The sequence below is a fragment of the Faecalimonas sp. LCP19S3_D12 genome (genome assembly GCF_052121495.1).
GTDB lineage: Bacteria > Bacillota > Clostridia > Lachnospirales > Lachnospiraceae > Faecalimonas.
In genome coordinates this window covers 1-16,780 of the sequence record NZ_JBQKED010000022.1, presented here as the reverse complement: position 1 = coordinate 16,780, position 16,780 = coordinate 1, and the positions used below count along the sequence as shown (strand labels likewise).

Genomic DNA, 16,780 nt, shown 5'->3' with positions numbered 1-16,780 from the left:
ATAGAATGTGACCATAATATTGGCACATTCTATTTTTTCTATTTGCGTTTTCCTTCCAGCGTCTGCTCAATGATATTTTTCATCATATCTTCGTTCAGAGCGCCACTCACATATCCAAAAACATTCCCATCTCGGTCAATCATAAATGTAGTAGGGAAAGAGGAAATCCCATATTCCGAGAAAAGATCTCCGGTTGTATCCATAAGTGTCGGATACGTATAACCATTTTCATCTAAAAATGCTTTAATGCCTGCTTCATCTTTTTCTTGGCCAAGTCCGGGTGCAGCTACACCTAGAATGATGACAGCATTGTCCCCTTCCGTCTCATAGGTCTCATAAAGCTTTTGAATATCCGGCATCTCGCTTCGGCACGGTCCACACCAGGTAGCCCAAAAGTTCAAAAATACAGTCTTCCCTTTATAATCAGAAAGCGTATGCTCATTTCCAAACTGATCTTTCAGTGTAAAATCAATTGCCGGAACGACAGTTTCTTTGGATTCCTCTTCTTTATTTTCTTCTTTATCTTCCGACGCATCCTCTGATTCCTTCTCTGTCTCTTCCTGTGATTCTAAATTTGCATTTGTGCCTCCGGACAAGTAGCCGGTAAATGCGTTCATTTTTCCGGTAAACATCAAAACACCCATCAGAATCATCAGCGCGCCGCCTACTTTTACCGTGTATTTAACTACATTCATATGACTTTTAAAAAATTCCAAAAGCGTTGTTGTGAACAGACCAACTGCAAGAAATGGAAGTACAAATCCTACCGTGTATACGCCGATTAACACAAAACCCATAACCTTTGTGTTTGCAGACGCTGCCATTAACAAAACACTGGTAAGCGCCGGACCCACGCATGGTGTCCACGCAAAGCTGAATGTAAATCCCATGATCAATGCAGTGAGCGGAGACATCGCCAGCTTGTCCAAATGAAATGGAAGTCTGCGCTCTTTTCCAAGCACACGGCTGTTTCCAAATACGCCAAGCTGATAGAACCCAAATAATACAATAATGACACCACCGATTCTGGCAAATAGCATCTGATTTTTATTCAAAAAACTTCCAAGTGCTGATACCCCAAGACCAAGCGCAAAAAAAGCAAAACTGACGCCTATGACAAAGCAGAGCGTATGAATCATTACTTTGCTTTTTTGATAGTGTATTTTCCCATCTGCTCCCCGTTTTCCTGTACCTCCTGACAGATAGCCGATATAAAGCGGAATCAACGGCAATACACATGGGGAGAAGAAACTAAGGAGTCCCTGAAAAAATACAGTTAATGCAGGGACACTGACATCCAGTGAAAAATTCATACTTTTCTATTCCTTTCCTGATATATTTGATTTTGAAACGGAGTTTTTAAACACCTCACGATCCAGCATCTTATTTTGATGAGCCACAATTGTTGTGCAGACTGCATCTCCGGTAATATTTACCGCAGTCCTTGTCATATCCAGAATTCGGTCAATTCCCATAATCAAGGCAATACCCTCCACCGGGAGATTCACTGAATTAAATACCATAGTAAGCGTAATCAGACCAACTCCTGGAACACCAGCTGTTCCGACTGATGCAAGCGTTGCTGTTCCGATGACTGTCATGTAATCTATCATATCCAACTGAATTCCAAATGCCTGTGCGACAAACACAACTGCAACTCCCTGCATGATTGCGGTTCCATCCATATTGATGGTCGCACCAAGCGGCACTGTAAAAGAAGAGATTTTTTTGGATACACCCATCTTTTTTGCCAACGTATCAATCGACAACGGAATCGTTGCATTGGATGTCGCTGTCGAAAAAGCAAACGCCATAACCGGAAAGAAGTTTTTGATAAAAATAATCGGATTCAAACCAGTAAAAATTTTAAGCATTCCAAGATAAACGATAAAACATTGCATCGCCAGTCCAACCAGTACTGCCAGCATATATTTTAACATCGGGATAAACGCATCAAATCCGATGCCCGCAAATGTCTTTGCAATCAAGCAGAATACACCAATCGGTGCAACTGCCATAACCATCATTGTCATTTCCATCATAATGTCATTGAACTGACCAAAGAAATTCGATACAGTCTCCACCCGATCTCCGAGCTTTGCAAGAATAATTCCCACAATTAGGGCGAATACAATAATCTGCAGCATCTCACCATTGGCAAGTGCAGAAAATGGGTTCGTCGGAATGATGTTTAGCAGCGTATCTGCAAAATTGGTTGCCTCTGCGGTTCCGACATCTTTTGCCGCCTCAATGGATGAGATATCCAACCCGATTCCCGGATCGATCACATTGGCAACCGAGAGCGCCAACCCAATCGCACAAGCGGTTGTAGCAAGGTAAAACAGCATTGTTTTTACGCCGACCTGTCCCAGTTTTTTTGTGTCCCCGATGGACATACTTCCGCAGACAAGTGAACAAAACACAAGCGGTGCGACAAGCATCTGCATCAATCGAATAAAGCCTTGTCCGACTACGTAGAATACTCCATTGATAATAATGTCATCTCGAATCTGCCCAGACGGCACAAAATAGTGCAGGAGAACACCTGCGATTGCGCCAAGAATCAGACTTATGAAAATACGTGTGGTCAATCCAAACTTTTTCTTTTCTGTTTTACTCATCCTGTGTACCTCCATAATTCTCTTTCAAAAATGTTTTTAGAGACTCCCTCCACTCTGGCATCTCCTGCATATTCAAAATTCGTAAAATAAAATTATCGAGCACCGCATATGCCGGGCGGACAGAAGAAAATTCGGATTCCTTTGTCGGTACCGGCTGAAGCGTCACGTCATGATCTGTCAACCTCAGAATCTCTTTTGCAAACTCATACCGGCTACAGGTTCCCTTCGCCGTAATATGGTAGGTGCCATATTCGTTGGTATCCATAAGTTCTAATAACAATCTTGCGAGATCGTTGGCACTTGTCGGAGAACCAAACTGGTCTGATGCAACCGGAATCACATGCTCTGTCTTTACGTGCTCCAGTAGACTGCTCACGAAATTTTTGCCTTTTCCATAAATCCAATTGCTTCGGATAATAAAATGCTTTTCTGTAAACTCTTTTACGTAATTTTCACCGGCACGCTTTGAACGCCCGTAAACCGTTTTAGGATTTGTATCGTCAAACTCGCAGTATGGTTCACTACTCTGCCCGTCAAACACGTCATCTGTAGAAATCTGAACTAATTTTGCACCAATCTTTCTGGCTGCAATACTTAAATTTCTTGCTCCAAGTGCATTGACTTTATATGCCAGCTCCGGATTTTTCTCACATAAAGCAACATCGGTAATTCCCGCACAGTTGATGATCACATCCGGTCTGTTGAGTTCTGAAAAATTTAACACCTCATCAATCTCTGTAATATCTAATTCTTCCACATCTGTGTTTAACAATTCAAATGCAAGTGGATCGGCGACATCTGTAATTGCAGTTCCCACTTGTCCGCTTGCACCTGAAACCCAAATTTTCATCATGGCTCTCATGTTTTTTCCTCCTTGTATATGATAACTATTCTCAGTATAACAAATAGAACTAATCTATGTCAACTTGACGTTCAATCTCCTGAATAATCTTTTTACTGTCAACCGCCGCGTATTGTGCTCCTTTATAGTCCATTGCAACAAACAGGGCAAACAACAAAATAGCAATAAACATGCGCACTCCAAACGTACTATGTGATCTTGTCATTTCATACTCCTCTTGTGTATCATACAATTTCGTATAAAACGACTGATATCTTGGATGTACAGCAGGCGGGATTTTTTTATCACTGTAAATCGTCCTTGCCCGCCTAAGCAGTTCTTCTCTCCTTTTTTCGGATTCCGTCATATTTTTTCTCCATTATAAAAAGCATACATCATTTATTCTAATGTATGCTTTCTGAAGGTCTTTTAGACACCTATCTGTCTGCAAGTTCTTTGATGATATCTTCCCATGTCACACCACGTTCCACCATAAGCACCATCGCATGATACAGAAAATCAGACAGTTCATATTTTACTTCTTCCGGATTCGGATTCTTCGCGGCAATGACAAGTTCTGTCGCTTCCTCTCCGACTTTTTTCAGTATCTTATCAATTCCTTTGTCAAACAGGTAATTCGTATACGAGCCTTCTTTCGGATTCTTTTTCCGATCCACAATTGTCTCGTACACGGTCTCAAATACCTGCAGCGGATTGGTCTCATCATAATCCGTTCCGACTAAAGGCTGGAAAAAACAAGTCGGATTGCCAGTATGGCACGCCGGTCCCACCTGATCTACTTTTGCGAGCAACGTATCCCTGTCACAATCAATAGTCAATGATTTTACATATTGATAGTGCCCGGATGTCTCACCTTTCACCCACTGCGTTTTACGGCTTCTGCTGTAATAAGTCATTCTGCCCGTTTTAATTGTATGATCAAACGCCTCTTCATTCATATATGCGAGCATCAGAACTTCTCCGGTCTTATAATTTTGAACAATGACAGGAATCAGTCCGTCTGAATTCAGCTTAAATTCTGTGAATTCCATGATGCTTTCAAAAGAAGTCATCTTGATATTCTCCTGAGAACATTTCTTCTTAAATTCTGCAAAATCCAGATCCGGCTGGCTGATAAATTTTCCAGATACGCCTTTGATTCCCGGACACTTCAAAATCTGGAGAATCTCTTCCTCCTCCATAGCATCTGTCAAGACAACACTTGGAATATCTGTAATGTTCATCACAGAATCCAAATCCAGCCTGTGCATAAATAAGATCGAGCTGGAACACTCTTCAATCAGGTGCTGCTGCTTAAATAAGGCATCGAAGTCATTTAAGGAGACTGCTATCTTTTCTTTCCCGAAACGTTTTGAGACATCCTCAATCAACTCTACAGATAATGCCTTTGAAAAATTCAAAATTGCCCGTTTTGCACCGGCATATAAAATCTTTTTCACATCTTCCTGACGTCTTATGTTTCCTCCGGCAACCATTGGAATTCGGATTACCCGATTCATTTTTTTCATAAGATCAATTGCATGATCATGTTCCTCATCTGTGGTAGACAAATCAAACACAAGCAATTCATCTGCCCCCATGTCATTATATTTTTTTGCAAGTTTCACTACATCATCGGAAAGTATTTCCAAATTGTCAAACCATTTTACTGCTTTCCCCTGATAGATAAAAATACAAGGAATTAACCTTTTATAATTCATTATGCCAAACTTCCTTTCGTAGACCAAACTTCTTTTATACGAGGTTCTTTCATCACTGCCTCGTCCAGTGCTTTTCCAAATGCTTTAAACAAAGCCTCTGACATATGGTGATTATTTCCACCATCGATTACTTTCAGATGCAGGTTCATAGCCGCGCTGTAGGAGACTGCATAAAAGAATTCCCGAACCATCTCTGTGTCAAGCGCACCGATTTTCTCTGCCGTAAATTCTGCCGAAAAATTCAGATACGGTCTTCCGGAAAGATCAATTGCACAGAGGACAAGCGTTTCATCCATCGGCAGCATGAAATTTCCATATCTTCTAATTCCCTTTTTCTCGCCGAGTGCTTGAAGAATTGCCTGACCAAGCACAATGCCTGTGTCCTCTATCGTATGATGACAATCAACCTCTAAATCACCTTTTACAGAAACACTGAGATCAAACAGACCATGTCTTGCAAACCCATCCAGCATATGATCAAAAAATCCAATGCCTGTATGGATGTCTGTTTTCCCAGAACCGTCAAGATTCAGCGTCAAAGAGATGTCTGTCTCTTTTGTTTTTCTTGTACAAGTAACTATTCTTTCTTCCATATCTTTTTCCTCTATTTTTCAAATCGGACTTTGATCGAATTAGCGTGTGCCGTGAGTTTTTCTGCCTCTGCAAATTGCTCTATATCGCTGTGAATTGCCTCCAGCGCTTCTTTCGAATATGCGATGATGCTTGATTTTTTAATAAAATCATCCACTCCAAGCGGCGAGAAAAATTTTGCAGTTCCATTCGTCGGCAATACATGATTCGGTCCTGCAAAATAATCACCAAGCGGCTCACTGCTGTACTCTCCAATAAAAATTGCACCTGCATTGCGCACCCGCATCATTACATCATACGGATTCACTGTCATGATCTCCAAATGTTCCGAGGCAATCTCGTTCGCAATATCGATCACTTCCTCCATCGTATCTGCAACGAGAATGTAACCATAATTTTCCAAAGACTTTTTCATGATCTCTGTGCGGGACAATTCTTCCACAAATACTTCTACCTGCTTGGACACCTCCTTGGCAAGTGTCTCACTTGTCGTCACGAGAATTGCCGATGCCAGTTCGTCATGTTCTGCCTGTGACAACAAGTCAGCCGCCACATATCTTGGATTCGCTGTCTCATCTGCAATGACAAGGATCTCGCTTGGTCCTGCAATTGAGTCGATGCTCACATGACCATATACCGCTTTTTTTGCCAATGCGACATAAATATTCCCAGGTCCTACAATTTTGTCAACTTTTGGAATGGAATCTGTTCCGTAAGCAAGTGCTGCAATCGCCTGTGCACCGCCGACCTTATAAATCACATCTACTCCTGCCTCATTCGCTGCCACCAGTGTGTTCGGATTGATCTTCCCATCTTTCCCAGGTGGAGTGACCATCACAATTTCCTCCACTCCTGCTACTTTTGCCGGAATGACATTCATTAGTACAGAAGACGGGTAGACTGCTTTTCCGCCTGGTACATAGACACCTACCCTTTGTAGCGCAGTTACCTTTTGCCCAAGCATGGTGCCGTCTGGTTTGCTGTCAAACCAGCTATACTGTTTCTGCTTTTCATGGTAGATACGAATATTTTCTTTTGCTTTTCGTATGATTTCCACAAGAGATACATCTACCAGATCATATGCCTGTGCAATCTCTTCTTTTGTCACAGTAATTGTATCCGCTGTAATATCCGCATCGTCAAACTGTTTTGTATAATCAAACACTGCCTGATCCTTTTCATTTTTTACATGTTCCAAAATTTCCAAAACACGGGATTCGTATTGGGGATACTGATTCGGACTTCTTTTCAACAAATCTTCCAGCAGATTTGTCTTTGTCTCATAGTTCAATTTTTGTATTCTCATCTCATGCCTCCTGTAAAATCATTCTCAATTTTGTCAGCAATTCTTTGATCCGCTCATTTTCCATTCGCATACTAACCGGATTGACAATCATTCTTGCAGACAATGGACATACCTCTTCTAACACTTCCAAACCATTTTCCCGAAGTGTGGATCCGGTCTCCACAATATCTACGATAACTTCTGACAATCCTACAAGCGGTGCAAGTTCTATCGAGCCGTTCAGCTTAATAATCTCGACTGTCTGATGCTTTTTGTTATAAAAATAATCCTTCGCGATATTCGGATATTTTGTCGCAACACGAATCAGCTCATGATGATTTAAAAGCTCCTTTGCTCCTGAGGGACCACACACACACATTCGGCAGTTTCCAAACTGTAAATCTAGCACCTCATATGTTTTTCGTCCTTCTTCTAATATCGTATCTTTTCCAACCACGCCAATATCAGCTGCTCCATATTCTACATAAGTGGGAACATCCGGACCTTTTGCAAGAAAAAATTTTAATTTTAGTTCTTCATTTACAAAAATTAATTTTCTGGAATCTTTGTCCTTCATCTCCTCGCAAGTGATGCCAAGCTGCTCTAACAATTCCAGTGTTTTTTTCGCAAGCCGACCTTTTGTCAATGCAAATGTTAAATATCTCATATGATTTCCTCCCAACCGACTGTTTTTTTCTCATCTGTCAAAAGATTCGTCATTAAAATCTCGTCTTCTCTCTTCAGGTAGAACATGCCTCCACAGAAGTTCTGTCTCGCATATGACACATACTCATCCAAAAATCTGTCATCTGATTTTTTCACGAGCTCTGTCGGTTTCTCGGCAAGCCGAAATTCTCTTGCCAGCGCAATTGCTCTGCTGCGCTCACTTTCTTCATACAAGATCAACGTATTTTTCTGATGATACGGTATCTCCAGTTTCTGTCTTGAAATTGCGCCCATCAGTTCATCAATGACGATTGCAAATCCGATGGAAGGGAATTCCTTTCCAAATTTTTCTACAAGATGATCATAGCGTCCACCCTTCACAATTGCATCTCCCGTACCATATGTATAACCGCGGAATATAATGCCCGTATAATATCCATAGGTGCCGCTCATGCTGAGGTCAAAGGTGATATATTTTTCAATTCCGTATGAAACCAAAATCTCGTACGTCTCTGACAGGCGTTCCACTGCATGCAATGCTTTCTCACAAGAAACGATTTTTTTTGCGCGTTCCATGATCTCGATTCCACCTGTCAGCTCCTCCAGCACTCGGAAAGCCGCCTTTGTCTCTTCTTTTACACCACAGTTATCCAGCAGCTCTTCCACACCGAAATAATTCCTGTTTGCAATCAATTCACGAAGCCTTGCCTCTTTTTCTTCTTCCAGACCTGCATCCTCCAACAGACTTTCAAAGAAATCAACATTTCCGATATAAATCTGAAATTCATTTAATCCGGCTGCCTTCAGACAGTCTGCAGCCAATGCAATCATCTCTGCATCCGCCTCCAAAGAATCAATTCCAAGGAGTTCCGCACCCATCTGCGTACTTTCCTTTAATTTTCCACGATAGCTCGAATGGTTGATAAATGTGTTTTCATTATAACATAGACGGACCGGAAGTCCTTTTGAATCCAAAAAAGTGGCTGCAACTCTTGCGATTGACGGCGTAATATCCGGTCTCAACACAAGTGTATTCCCATCTCTGTCAAAAAATTTATAAAGTTCCTTTGAAGAGATTGTACCAATCTCTTTTCCGAAAACATCAAAAAACTCAAACATCGGTGTCTGTATATCTTGATATCCGTATAAGTGCAGGATTTCTTGTAATTTTTCCTCCAACATAAGTTTTCTTCTGCATTCAATCCCATAGATATCCCGAACTCCTTCCGGAGTATGTAAAATCTGCTGTCTCATAATCTCCTCCAATACTTTATCACGCTACCATATTAAAATAATGCTTATTATAACATTTTTTGAAAGATTGTCAATCCCTGAGATCCAAATCCTGCTGCAATGCTTCCAAATATGATACCAGACATCCATTTTTTAACTGGATAAAAAATGGATGAGAGAGTTCTTCATATCGGATACTTTTTCTGCCTCCTGTTTTTGCGCGTTCCCAAAATTTTTTAATCTCAGAAAACCGCATATAATATAACTCGTTTCTGGCGCTGTAATAGATAATCAAGAATGCAATTCCTCCCTGCTTTTCAAAATTACTCATAAACGTCACCTGATGTTCATGAATATTTTGCAGCGGAAACGTGTCTGTATTACATTCCTTCGCATCAAAACATACCGGAATCCCCTGTACCGCTCCAATGTAGTCAACAGTACTTCTCTGATCAAAATATGCCAGAGTGATATGACGATGCTCCTTATCAATCCGAACAGGAGTGATTGGCGTCGGAATTTTTTGAATCAACGCCAGTCCCTTTTCCAGATAACGTTCATTGGTCCGGTTGATCATATCCTCCAGTGTAGAACCGCGAAGTCCTCTTGAATTCCATGTCCCCATTTTTCTATTCCTCACTGTATTTTTCTGCTTTTAAAATATTCTGAAACAATTTTGGAAGTGGTGCCACAAATTTTCTTTCACTTAGATTCGACAACTGGCCTGTACAGGCTGGCATTTCCAGTCGATAAGCATGTAACAATTGACTTTTCAGTCCATACTGCTCTTTTAGTCTGTCGTTGACCTTTTTGCTCCCATACTTGTAGTCTCCGATAATCGGATATCCAATTGATGCCAGATGTGCCCTGATCTGATGCGTTCTTCCGGTGATCAGATGTACTTCCAAATATGTATATTTTCCATTGCTCCACAAAGGCGCATATTCCGTCTCAATCGGCAGGCAATCCCCTTTTTCTGCCTTTGACACCGTTACTCTATTTGTCTTTTCGTCTTTTACAAGATATCCGCTCACCGACTGAGAATGCTTTACCTCACCGGCCACAAGACAGCGATAATATTTTCTCAGAGAACGATTTTTAAAAAGTGTTCCCATCTCCTGCAGCCCTGCAAGACTTTTCCCTGCTGCCACCAGTCCACTCGTATTGCGGTCCAAGCGGTTGCAGACAGACGGTCTGAATTTTCTAAGTTCTTCCTCTGTCAATTGTCCTGTTTCAAGCATATACGAAATAATATGTTCCACAAGCGATTCATCATCGGCCGCTGCCTTTTGTGACAGCATCCCAACCGGTTTGTTGATCAGCAGTACATTCTCATCTTCATAGATAATATCAAGCGTTACATTAGTATGAACTGCATGGATATTGGAAAATTTTGCAATCGTCTCATCAGCCAAAAACAATTTTACAGAATCACCGACCGCCAGCTTTTCGTTTCCGGTTGCCTTTTTCCCATTCAATACAATATTTTTTTTTCGCAGCATTTTATATAAAAAGCTCTTTGGTGCCTCATTTAAATACTTCGCCAGCATCTTATCCAGTCGCTGACCGGCCTCATTTGCCGCTACAATAATTTCCTGCATAGTACTCCTCTATAATGAAATCTGAAATAACAGATGTCGAATTCCTTCTTCTTTTTTCTTTGTGTCTGGTCTGTTTGTTTCCGCCATATGCTGCATACTTTCTGCCCTTGCAAGGAATGCGGTATAATCCGTAAAAATTTTCACAGACACTTTTGTATACTGATTTTGCTCCAGCATCTGGCGTAAGTGTTTTCCGGTATAGACAGGATCTATTTTTTTTCCGGAAGAATATCCACAGATCGTATTGTCCAATATAATGATACTGTCAACGGGCATAAATTTGTCCTTACTCGTAAATACCAGATCAAATGTAGCCGTCAAATCCTCTGCATGTTTCTGAATCTCTTTCGCTCGTTCCTCTGCAATCGAGTGATACGGAGAGATTGTGATTACCTCCACCAGCGCTTTTGCCGCCGGAAGGCATCCAAGTACGGCGACAACTGTCAAAAGATTCAGTCTTGTATGCGTCTGCCAGATACCAAGTATCAAAAGCGCGATAACAATTCCAAATTCCAGTACCGCTTTCAAAATCAGTTGTTTTTTTCGTACCTGAATATAGCCGGCTTCTCCTTTTGTAGCTTTCATTTCTTCGTTCCTTTCCTTACCAGAATTTTTTCATCGCTTTTAGAATCACACTGTGCGGAAGCAGCTTTGTTGCCGCCTCTGCTCCCTTCATCGCCGTCCCGTACACAGACAGTTCTTTGCCCTCTCGTGCATCAAGAAGCGCCTGTTTTACGACCGCTTCCGGTCTTGCCATCACCGCAGCCTTCATTTGATTTTTTTCTTTTTGTCCGGCAATTTCAAAAAACTCTGTCTCAACCGGTCCTGGACAAACTGCGGTCACAAAAATCTCTTCATTGCAAAGTTCTGTGCGAAGACTTCTGGAAAAACTAAGCACATAGGATTTGGTAGCTGCATAGACACTGAAAGACGGCTGCGGGCAAAATGCTGCCGCCGAGGCAACGTTCACAATTCTGCTTCCTCTTGTCATATATGGAATACAGATCTTTGTCATATGAGTCAGTGCTTTACAGTTTAACTCTATCATATCTAACTGCTCCTCAGCAGAAAGTTTTTTCACTTCCCCAATTTTACCAAATCCTGCTGCATTCACAAGCATACGGATATCCGGCTCTTTTTCTTTCAAGAGAACTTTTAGTTCTTGATAAATGTTTTGCTCACACAAATTACCTTCTAAAATACGCACATTGGTAAACATGCAGCTTTTTAATTCTTCCAGCCGCTCTCTTCTGCGAGCAATCACCCATATCTCATCTAATTCTTTATACAAGTGCTCAATCTGTTTTACAAACTCTTTTCCAAGTCCAGAGGATGCGCCTGTTACAATCGCAATTTTCAATTTATTCACTTCTTTCTGATGCTGTTTTTATTTTGTCTTTTTCCGGTGTACGTTTCGGATTGCTTTTTTCTTCTTTGCAGCAGGTTTTTTCTGTTCCTGCCTTTTATAATCCAGTTTGCCCTGATATTTCTTCTCCTGTCTCGGACGAATCAGACAATGTTTGTCAAATCCAACTAAGTCCATTCGGTCTGCCATGCGAAGAGCCTCCATGACAAGCTGATAATTCTTCGGATTCCGATATTGGATCAACGCTCTCTGCATCGCTTTTTCATGTGGATTTTTCGGTACATATACAGGTTCCATCGTCCGCGGATCCACTCCCGTATAATACATACAAGTCGATATTGTCGATGGTGTCGGATAGAAATCCTGTACCTGCTCCGGCATATAGCCAAGATCCCTTAAGTATTCTGCAAGAGCCACGGCTTCTTTCATCGTCGAACCCGGATGCGAAGACATCAGATACGGAACCAGATACTGTTTTTTCCCAAGTTTTTCGTTGATCTGTTTATATTTTTTCGAAAATGCCTGATAGACACTGTTTTCCGGCTTACCCATCTTTTGAAGAACAGGATCTGCTACATGCTCCGGAGCTACTTTTAGCTGTCCGCTTACATGATACTCACACAGTTCCTTGAAAAATGTATCATCTTTATCTGCTATCAGATAATCGAATCGGATGCCTGAGCGAATAAATACCTTCTTTACATTCGGAAGTGTGCGAAGTTTTCGTAGAAGCTTCAGGTAGTCTTTATGATCCACCTTCAAATTTTTACACGGTCGCGGAAATAGACACTGCTTTTGCTTGCACACTCCTTTTGTGAGCTGCTTATCACAAGAAGGTGCTCTAAAATTCGCAGTCGGTCCGCCAACATCGTGAATATAGCCTTTGAAATCCTTATCCCAAATAAATTTTTCCGCCTCTGTGATCAAAGATTCATGGCTTCGCGTCTGAATGATTCGCCCCTGATGAAACGTAAGAGCACAAAAATTACATCCACCAAAACATCCACGATTGCTGATCAGACTGTATTTTACCTCCTCAATTGCCGGAACTCCTCCAAGCGCCTCATAGGACGGATGGTATGTTCTCATATAAGGATAGCTGTAAGTGCGATCCATTTCCGACTGGCTAAGAGGTTTGGACGGTGGATTCTGAACTACATATAAATGGTCCGAGTATGGTTCCACAAGTCGTTTTCCTGAAAAAGGATCTGTATTGCAATACTGCGTATAAAAACTCTTCGCATAGTTTAGCTTGTCCTGCTTTAATTGTTCGTAAGATTCCAACATGATCGCATCGTAGACACTGTCTAAAGACTTCACCTTACAGACAGTTCCGTCGATGTATGTGATATCTTCCACTGCAATGCCACTCTCCAGCGCTTCGGCAATCTCAAGAATGGAGCGTTCTCCCATTCCATAAGAAAGGATATCTGCACCCGAATCCAATAAAATCGAACGTTTTAATTTATTTGACCAGTAATCATAATGAGCCATCCGGCGCAGACTCGCCTCAATCCCACCAATAATGATCGGCGTCTTTTTATAAACCTGACGAATCAAATTACTGTAGACGACTGTCGCATAGTCCGGACGTTTTCCCATAACGCCGCCCGGCGTAAATGCATCTGTCTGACGTCTCTTTTTCGACACAGAATAGTGATTCACCATAGAATCCATATTCCCGCTGGATACAAGGAATCCAAGGCGAGGTTCACCATATTCTGTAATGCCGCTTTTATCTTTCCAGTCCGGCTGACAGATCAACCCAACTTTATATCCATTCGCCTCCAAAAGGCGTGTGATGATCGCATGCCCAAAAGACGGATGATCCACGTAGGCATCTCCGGAAACATAGACAAAATCCAACTGTTCCCAGCCTCGCTCCTCCATATCTTTTCTGCAAATCGGTAAAAATCCATTTCTCATTTCAGTACCTCATAGGTGTTATTTTTAATATCTTCATAATCTTTTATATAATAGTCTGCGAGCGCACGTTTTTTTTCGTCCTGATTTTTGGAAAAATCGTCTTCCACCGCACAGACTTTCATTCCGGCATTGACACCTGCCAAAATTCCGTTTGGCACATCTTCAAAGACAAGACAACGTTTCGGTTCCACCTGCAAAGATTGTGCAACTCTTAAATACACATCCGGAGCCGGTTTCCCTGCTTTTGCCTCGCACGATGTCCATATAGAATCAAATAACGGCAACACTTTTGTTGATCTTAAAACTGCCTCTGCAAGCTCGCGTTTATTGCTTGTCGCGATTCCAAGCTTAATCCCTCTTTGATGAACTTCCTGCAAAAAGTCAAATGCTCCTTTTTTCAGTATAAGCTCATTTGCATATTTTTCATATGCCATTCCATACCATTCTTCCATCAATTCCTCTAATGTGTGTGGAAGATTTGGAAACAATTCCAAAAAATATGCTGCTGTTTCCGAATAACTTTTTCCTTCCATTCCTTCATGAAAATTCTCCGGCTGTGTCAAACCATATTTTCCTAAAAATTCATCGTCGATTGCAGTCCACACCCACATAGAATCCACCAGTGTGCCATCCAGATCAAAAATAATCGCCTCTATATTCTCTAACATAATCGCTTAAGTTCCTCCTTCGTAAGAGCCCGGTATTCACCGCTCTTTAATGTCTCATCCAACAGAAGTGTTCCCATAGAAAGCCTTTTCAAATAAATTACTTCTTTCCCCACTGCATGAAACATCCGCTTCACCTGATGGAATTTTCCCTCCTGTATCGTAAGTCTTATCTCAGAAATCTCTCCGGAATGCAAAATTTCAAGCTTTGACGGAAGTGCAGTCTCGCCGTTTCCGATTGACATTCCTTCGGCAAAGATTTCTTGATCAGCCTCATCTACAATCCCCTGTACCTTTGCATAATACACTTTATCCACATGTTTTTTCGGTGACAAAAGCCGATGCGCCAGCTCTCCATCGTTTGTGATCAAAAGAAGACCTTCTGTGTCTTTATCAAGCCTTCCTACCGGAAACAAATCTCTGCGCTTTTTTGAGGAAATCAACTCCACTACCGTCTTGTCCTGCCTGTCTGTTGTGGCTGAGACAACTCCTGCTGGTTTGTTTAGCATATAATACTCGTGCGTTTCATAGGAGACCGCTTCGCCCATGCAGCACACTTTTTGATGTGAGATGTCAATCTTTCGCTCTGGAGATTTTTCAATACTTCCATCCACTGTTACTTTTCCCTGACGGATCAGTTTTTTTACTTCTGTTCTCGTCCCAACGCCCATATCTGCGAGATATTTATCTAATCGTATCATTATGACTGCCATCTCCATCCAGGTAAATATTTGTTCTTCAAAGTTCCGTTTGCAAGTTTCCCAAAGCCTAGCGGATAGCCGTCCACAAGGACAAGCTGCCAGCCTTTTTCTTTCTGAGGAACAAGATCATCAACTTCGATTGTCTCACCTTTCAGATAGCGGATCACACGCTCATCCTCCACGGAAAGTGAGATTGTGTGGCGGTACTCTTCTTTTTTCAGACACATCGCAAGCGACTGACTCGGCTCAAACCGGTTCTTTTTCACATCTCCAAGATACAGTCCTGTCCGAAGGAAACGAATGCCTTTTACATTCGGGATATCTTCCGGCATATAGTAGACTTTCTCGCTGTAAATCTCCAGTCTGCTCCAGTCCATCTCCCATGTGATGTCCTCGAAAAATGCAAGCAGTTCTTCCGGCACTTTTTTCGTGCGCTTTTTCTTTTCTTTGACCACTAGTTTCTCCGACTTTTCCCCTTTTTGAAGCAATGCCAAATAATGTCCCTCTCCGTGCATCTTATGCGGCCAGATACGGACTGTTTTTTCAAATGCAGGCTCTTTTGATTCGGTCACTTGCGGCATTCCTTTTGCAAACCCCTCATATGGCCGAATCTCTTTTATCTCAAATTCCGGATATTGTTGTCTTAAATATTCAATTGTGCCCTCATTCTCTTCCGGATCAAATGTACAAGTGGAATAGAGCATCATTCCACCCGGTTTTAACATTCTTGCAGCCTGGGTGACAATACTTCTCTGAATCTTTGCAAAAAATTCCGGTCCATGTTCTTCCCAGGCTTTCACCATCTTTTTATCTTTTCGGAACATTCCTTCTCCGGAACATGGTGCATCGATCAAAATCTTGTCAAAATATTCCGTAAAATACTCTTCAATTTTGCCTGGCTCCTCACTGAGCACAAGCACATTGCCGATGCCGAACACTTCAATATTTTTTAATAAGCCCTTTGCTCTGGAATTGCTGATGTCATTTGCCACAAGCACACCTTCCCCGCAAAGTTTTGCTCCAAGCTCAGTCGCCTTTCCTCCCGGTGCTGCACAGACATCCAGCACCTTATCCCCCGGTTCAATCGGAAGACTGTTTGCCGGTGTCATAGCACTAGGCTCCTGTAAGTAAAAAAGTCCGGCAAAATAATATGGATGTTTTGCCGGCTGCACGTGCTCTCCATCATAATAAAATCCATTCTCAATCCATGGTATCGGTTGAATCTCAAACGGACAAATCTTTTTAAATTCTTCCACACTGATTTTTTTTGTATTTACGCGGAGACCATAAAGTCTCTTTTCCTCATAACACTTTATATAATCATCAAACTCTGCTCCAAGCAGTTCTCTCATCTTTTTTTCAAACGCAATTGGTAAATTCATTTTTCATCCTCCATGTCAATTTCATATTATACCATAGCCATACTATTTTCTCCACAAATATTAGTCAGAATACACGACAAACGCATGAATGATCCTCTTTTTCTGACTTTGCCTGCTGTCTCTTTTTTAAGAATTTAACACTTCTTCTAAATGCTTCATTGGGCGCAATCCAATTACATAC

Annotated in this window: 17 protein-coding genes; all 17 read right to left on the bottom strand. The window is 41.6% G+C overall.

All coding sequences use genetic code 11. The features are described from left to right. Positions 1–38 precede the first annotated feature (38 nt). The 17 genes from ACTQXY_RS08275 to ACTQXY_RS08195 all read right to left on the bottom strand — a co-directional run bounded on the left by ACTQXY_RS08275 (position 39) and on the right by ACTQXY_RS08195 (position 16,599). Complete coding sequence (locus ACTQXY_RS08275) at positions 39–1,313, bottom strand: redoxin family protein (RefSeq protein WP_441659090.1); 1,275 nt, start codon at positions 1,311–1,313, stop codon at positions 39–41. Between the two features lie 6 nt (positions 1,314–1,319). Beyond that, positions 1,320–2,621 carry a cation:dicarboxylate symporter family transporter gene (locus ACTQXY_RS08270; RefSeq protein ID WP_441659089.1) on the bottom strand — a complete coding sequence of 434 codons (1,302 nt, stop codon included), beginning with the start codon at positions 2,619–2,621 and terminating at the stop codon, positions 1,320–1,322. Further along, the gene (rfbD, locus tag ACTQXY_RS08265; RefSeq protein ID WP_441659121.1) at positions 2,614–3,474 is read right to left on the bottom strand and encodes a dTDP-4-dehydrorhamnose reductase; all 861 of its coding nucleotides are present in this window, start codon (positions 3,472–3,474) and stop codon (positions 2,614–2,616) included. The genes ACTQXY_RS08270 and rfbD overlap by 8 nt, the downstream gene beginning before the upstream one ends. Before the next feature lie 58 nt (positions 3,475–3,532). Next, positions 3,533–3,829, bottom strand: coding sequence for a hypothetical protein (locus ACTQXY_RS08260; protein WP_441659088.1), 297 nt, complete (start codon positions 3,827–3,829; stop codon positions 3,533–3,535). A 70-nt stretch (positions 3,830–3,899) separates the two neighbouring features. Then, entirely contained in the window at positions 3,900–5,183 is a 1,284-nt protein-coding gene (gene hisIE, locus ACTQXY_RS08255; RefSeq protein WP_441659087.1) for a bifunctional phosphoribosyl-AMP cyclohydrolase/phosphoribosyl-ATP diphosphatase HisIE, read from the bottom strand. Next, positions 5,183–5,776, bottom strand: coding sequence for an imidazoleglycerol-phosphate dehydratase HisB (gene hisB / locus ACTQXY_RS08250; protein WP_441659086.1), 594 nt, complete (start codon positions 5,774–5,776; stop codon positions 5,183–5,185). The genes hisIE and hisB overlap by 1 nt, the downstream gene beginning before the upstream one ends. A gap of 11 nt (positions 5,777–5,787) precedes the next feature. Continuing rightward, positions 5,788–7,080 (bottom strand): histidinol dehydrogenase, encoded by a 1,293-nt coding sequence (hisD, locus tag ACTQXY_RS08245; RefSeq protein WP_441659085.1) that lies wholly within the window; start codon positions 7,078–7,080, stop codon positions 5,788–5,790. A 1-nt stretch (position 7,081) separates the two neighbouring features. Then, positions 7,082–7,726, bottom strand: a complete 645-nt coding sequence (gene hisG / locus ACTQXY_RS08240; protein WP_022250379.1) for an ATP phosphoribosyltransferase — start codon at positions 7,724–7,726, stop codon at positions 7,082–7,084. Continuing rightward, positions 7,723–8,979 (bottom strand): ATP phosphoribosyltransferase regulatory subunit, encoded by a 1,257-nt coding sequence (hisZ, locus tag ACTQXY_RS08235; protein ID WP_441659084.1) that lies wholly within the window; start codon positions 8,977–8,979, stop codon positions 7,723–7,725. The genes hisG and hisZ overlap by 4 nt, the downstream gene beginning before the upstream one ends. Before the next feature lie 70 nt (positions 8,980–9,049). After that, positions 9,050–9,583, bottom strand: coding sequence for a Holliday junction resolvase RecU (locus ACTQXY_RS08230; protein WP_441659083.1), 534 nt, complete (start codon positions 9,581–9,583; stop codon positions 9,050–9,052). Positions 9,584–9,587: 4 nt separating this feature from the next. Then, positions 9,588–10,559 (bottom strand): RluA family pseudouridine synthase, encoded by a 972-nt coding sequence (locus ACTQXY_RS08225; protein ID WP_441659082.1) that lies wholly within the window; start codon positions 10,557–10,559, stop codon positions 9,588–9,590. Between the two features lie 9 nt (positions 10,560–10,568). Beyond that, entirely contained in the window at positions 10,569–11,144 is a 576-nt protein-coding gene (locus tag ACTQXY_RS08220) for a hypothetical protein (RefSeq protein ID WP_441659081.1), read from the bottom strand. A gap of 16 nt (positions 11,145–11,160) precedes the next feature. Beyond that, the gene (locus ACTQXY_RS08215) at positions 11,161–11,919 is read right to left on the bottom strand and encodes an SDR family NAD(P)-dependent oxidoreductase (protein ID WP_441659120.1); all 759 of its coding nucleotides are present in this window, start codon (positions 11,917–11,919) and stop codon (positions 11,161–11,163) included. Positions 11,920–11,946: 27 nt separating this feature from the next. Beyond that, positions 11,947–13,851, bottom strand: coding sequence for a YgiQ family radical SAM protein (locus ACTQXY_RS08210; RefSeq protein ID WP_441659080.1), 1,905 nt, complete (start codon positions 13,849–13,851; stop codon positions 11,947–11,949). After that, complete coding sequence (locus ACTQXY_RS08205) at positions 13,848–14,519, bottom strand: HAD family hydrolase (RefSeq protein WP_004613751.1); 672 nt, start codon at positions 14,517–14,519, stop codon at positions 13,848–13,850. Before ACTQXY_RS08205 ends, ACTQXY_RS08210 begins: the two co-directional genes overlap by 4 nt. Then, entirely contained in the window at positions 14,513–15,217 is a 705-nt protein-coding gene (locus ACTQXY_RS08200; protein WP_441659079.1) for a pseudouridine synthase, read from the bottom strand. The genes ACTQXY_RS08205 and ACTQXY_RS08200 overlap by 7 nt, the downstream gene beginning before the upstream one ends. Then, a complete protein-coding gene (locus tag ACTQXY_RS08195) occupies positions 15,217–16,599 on the bottom strand; it encodes an RsmF rRNA methyltransferase first C-terminal domain-containing protein (protein ID WP_441659078.1) in 1,383 nt (460 codons plus the stop codon). Before ACTQXY_RS08195 ends, ACTQXY_RS08200 begins: the two co-directional genes overlap by 1 nt. Positions 16,600–16,780 lie beyond the last annotated feature (181 nt).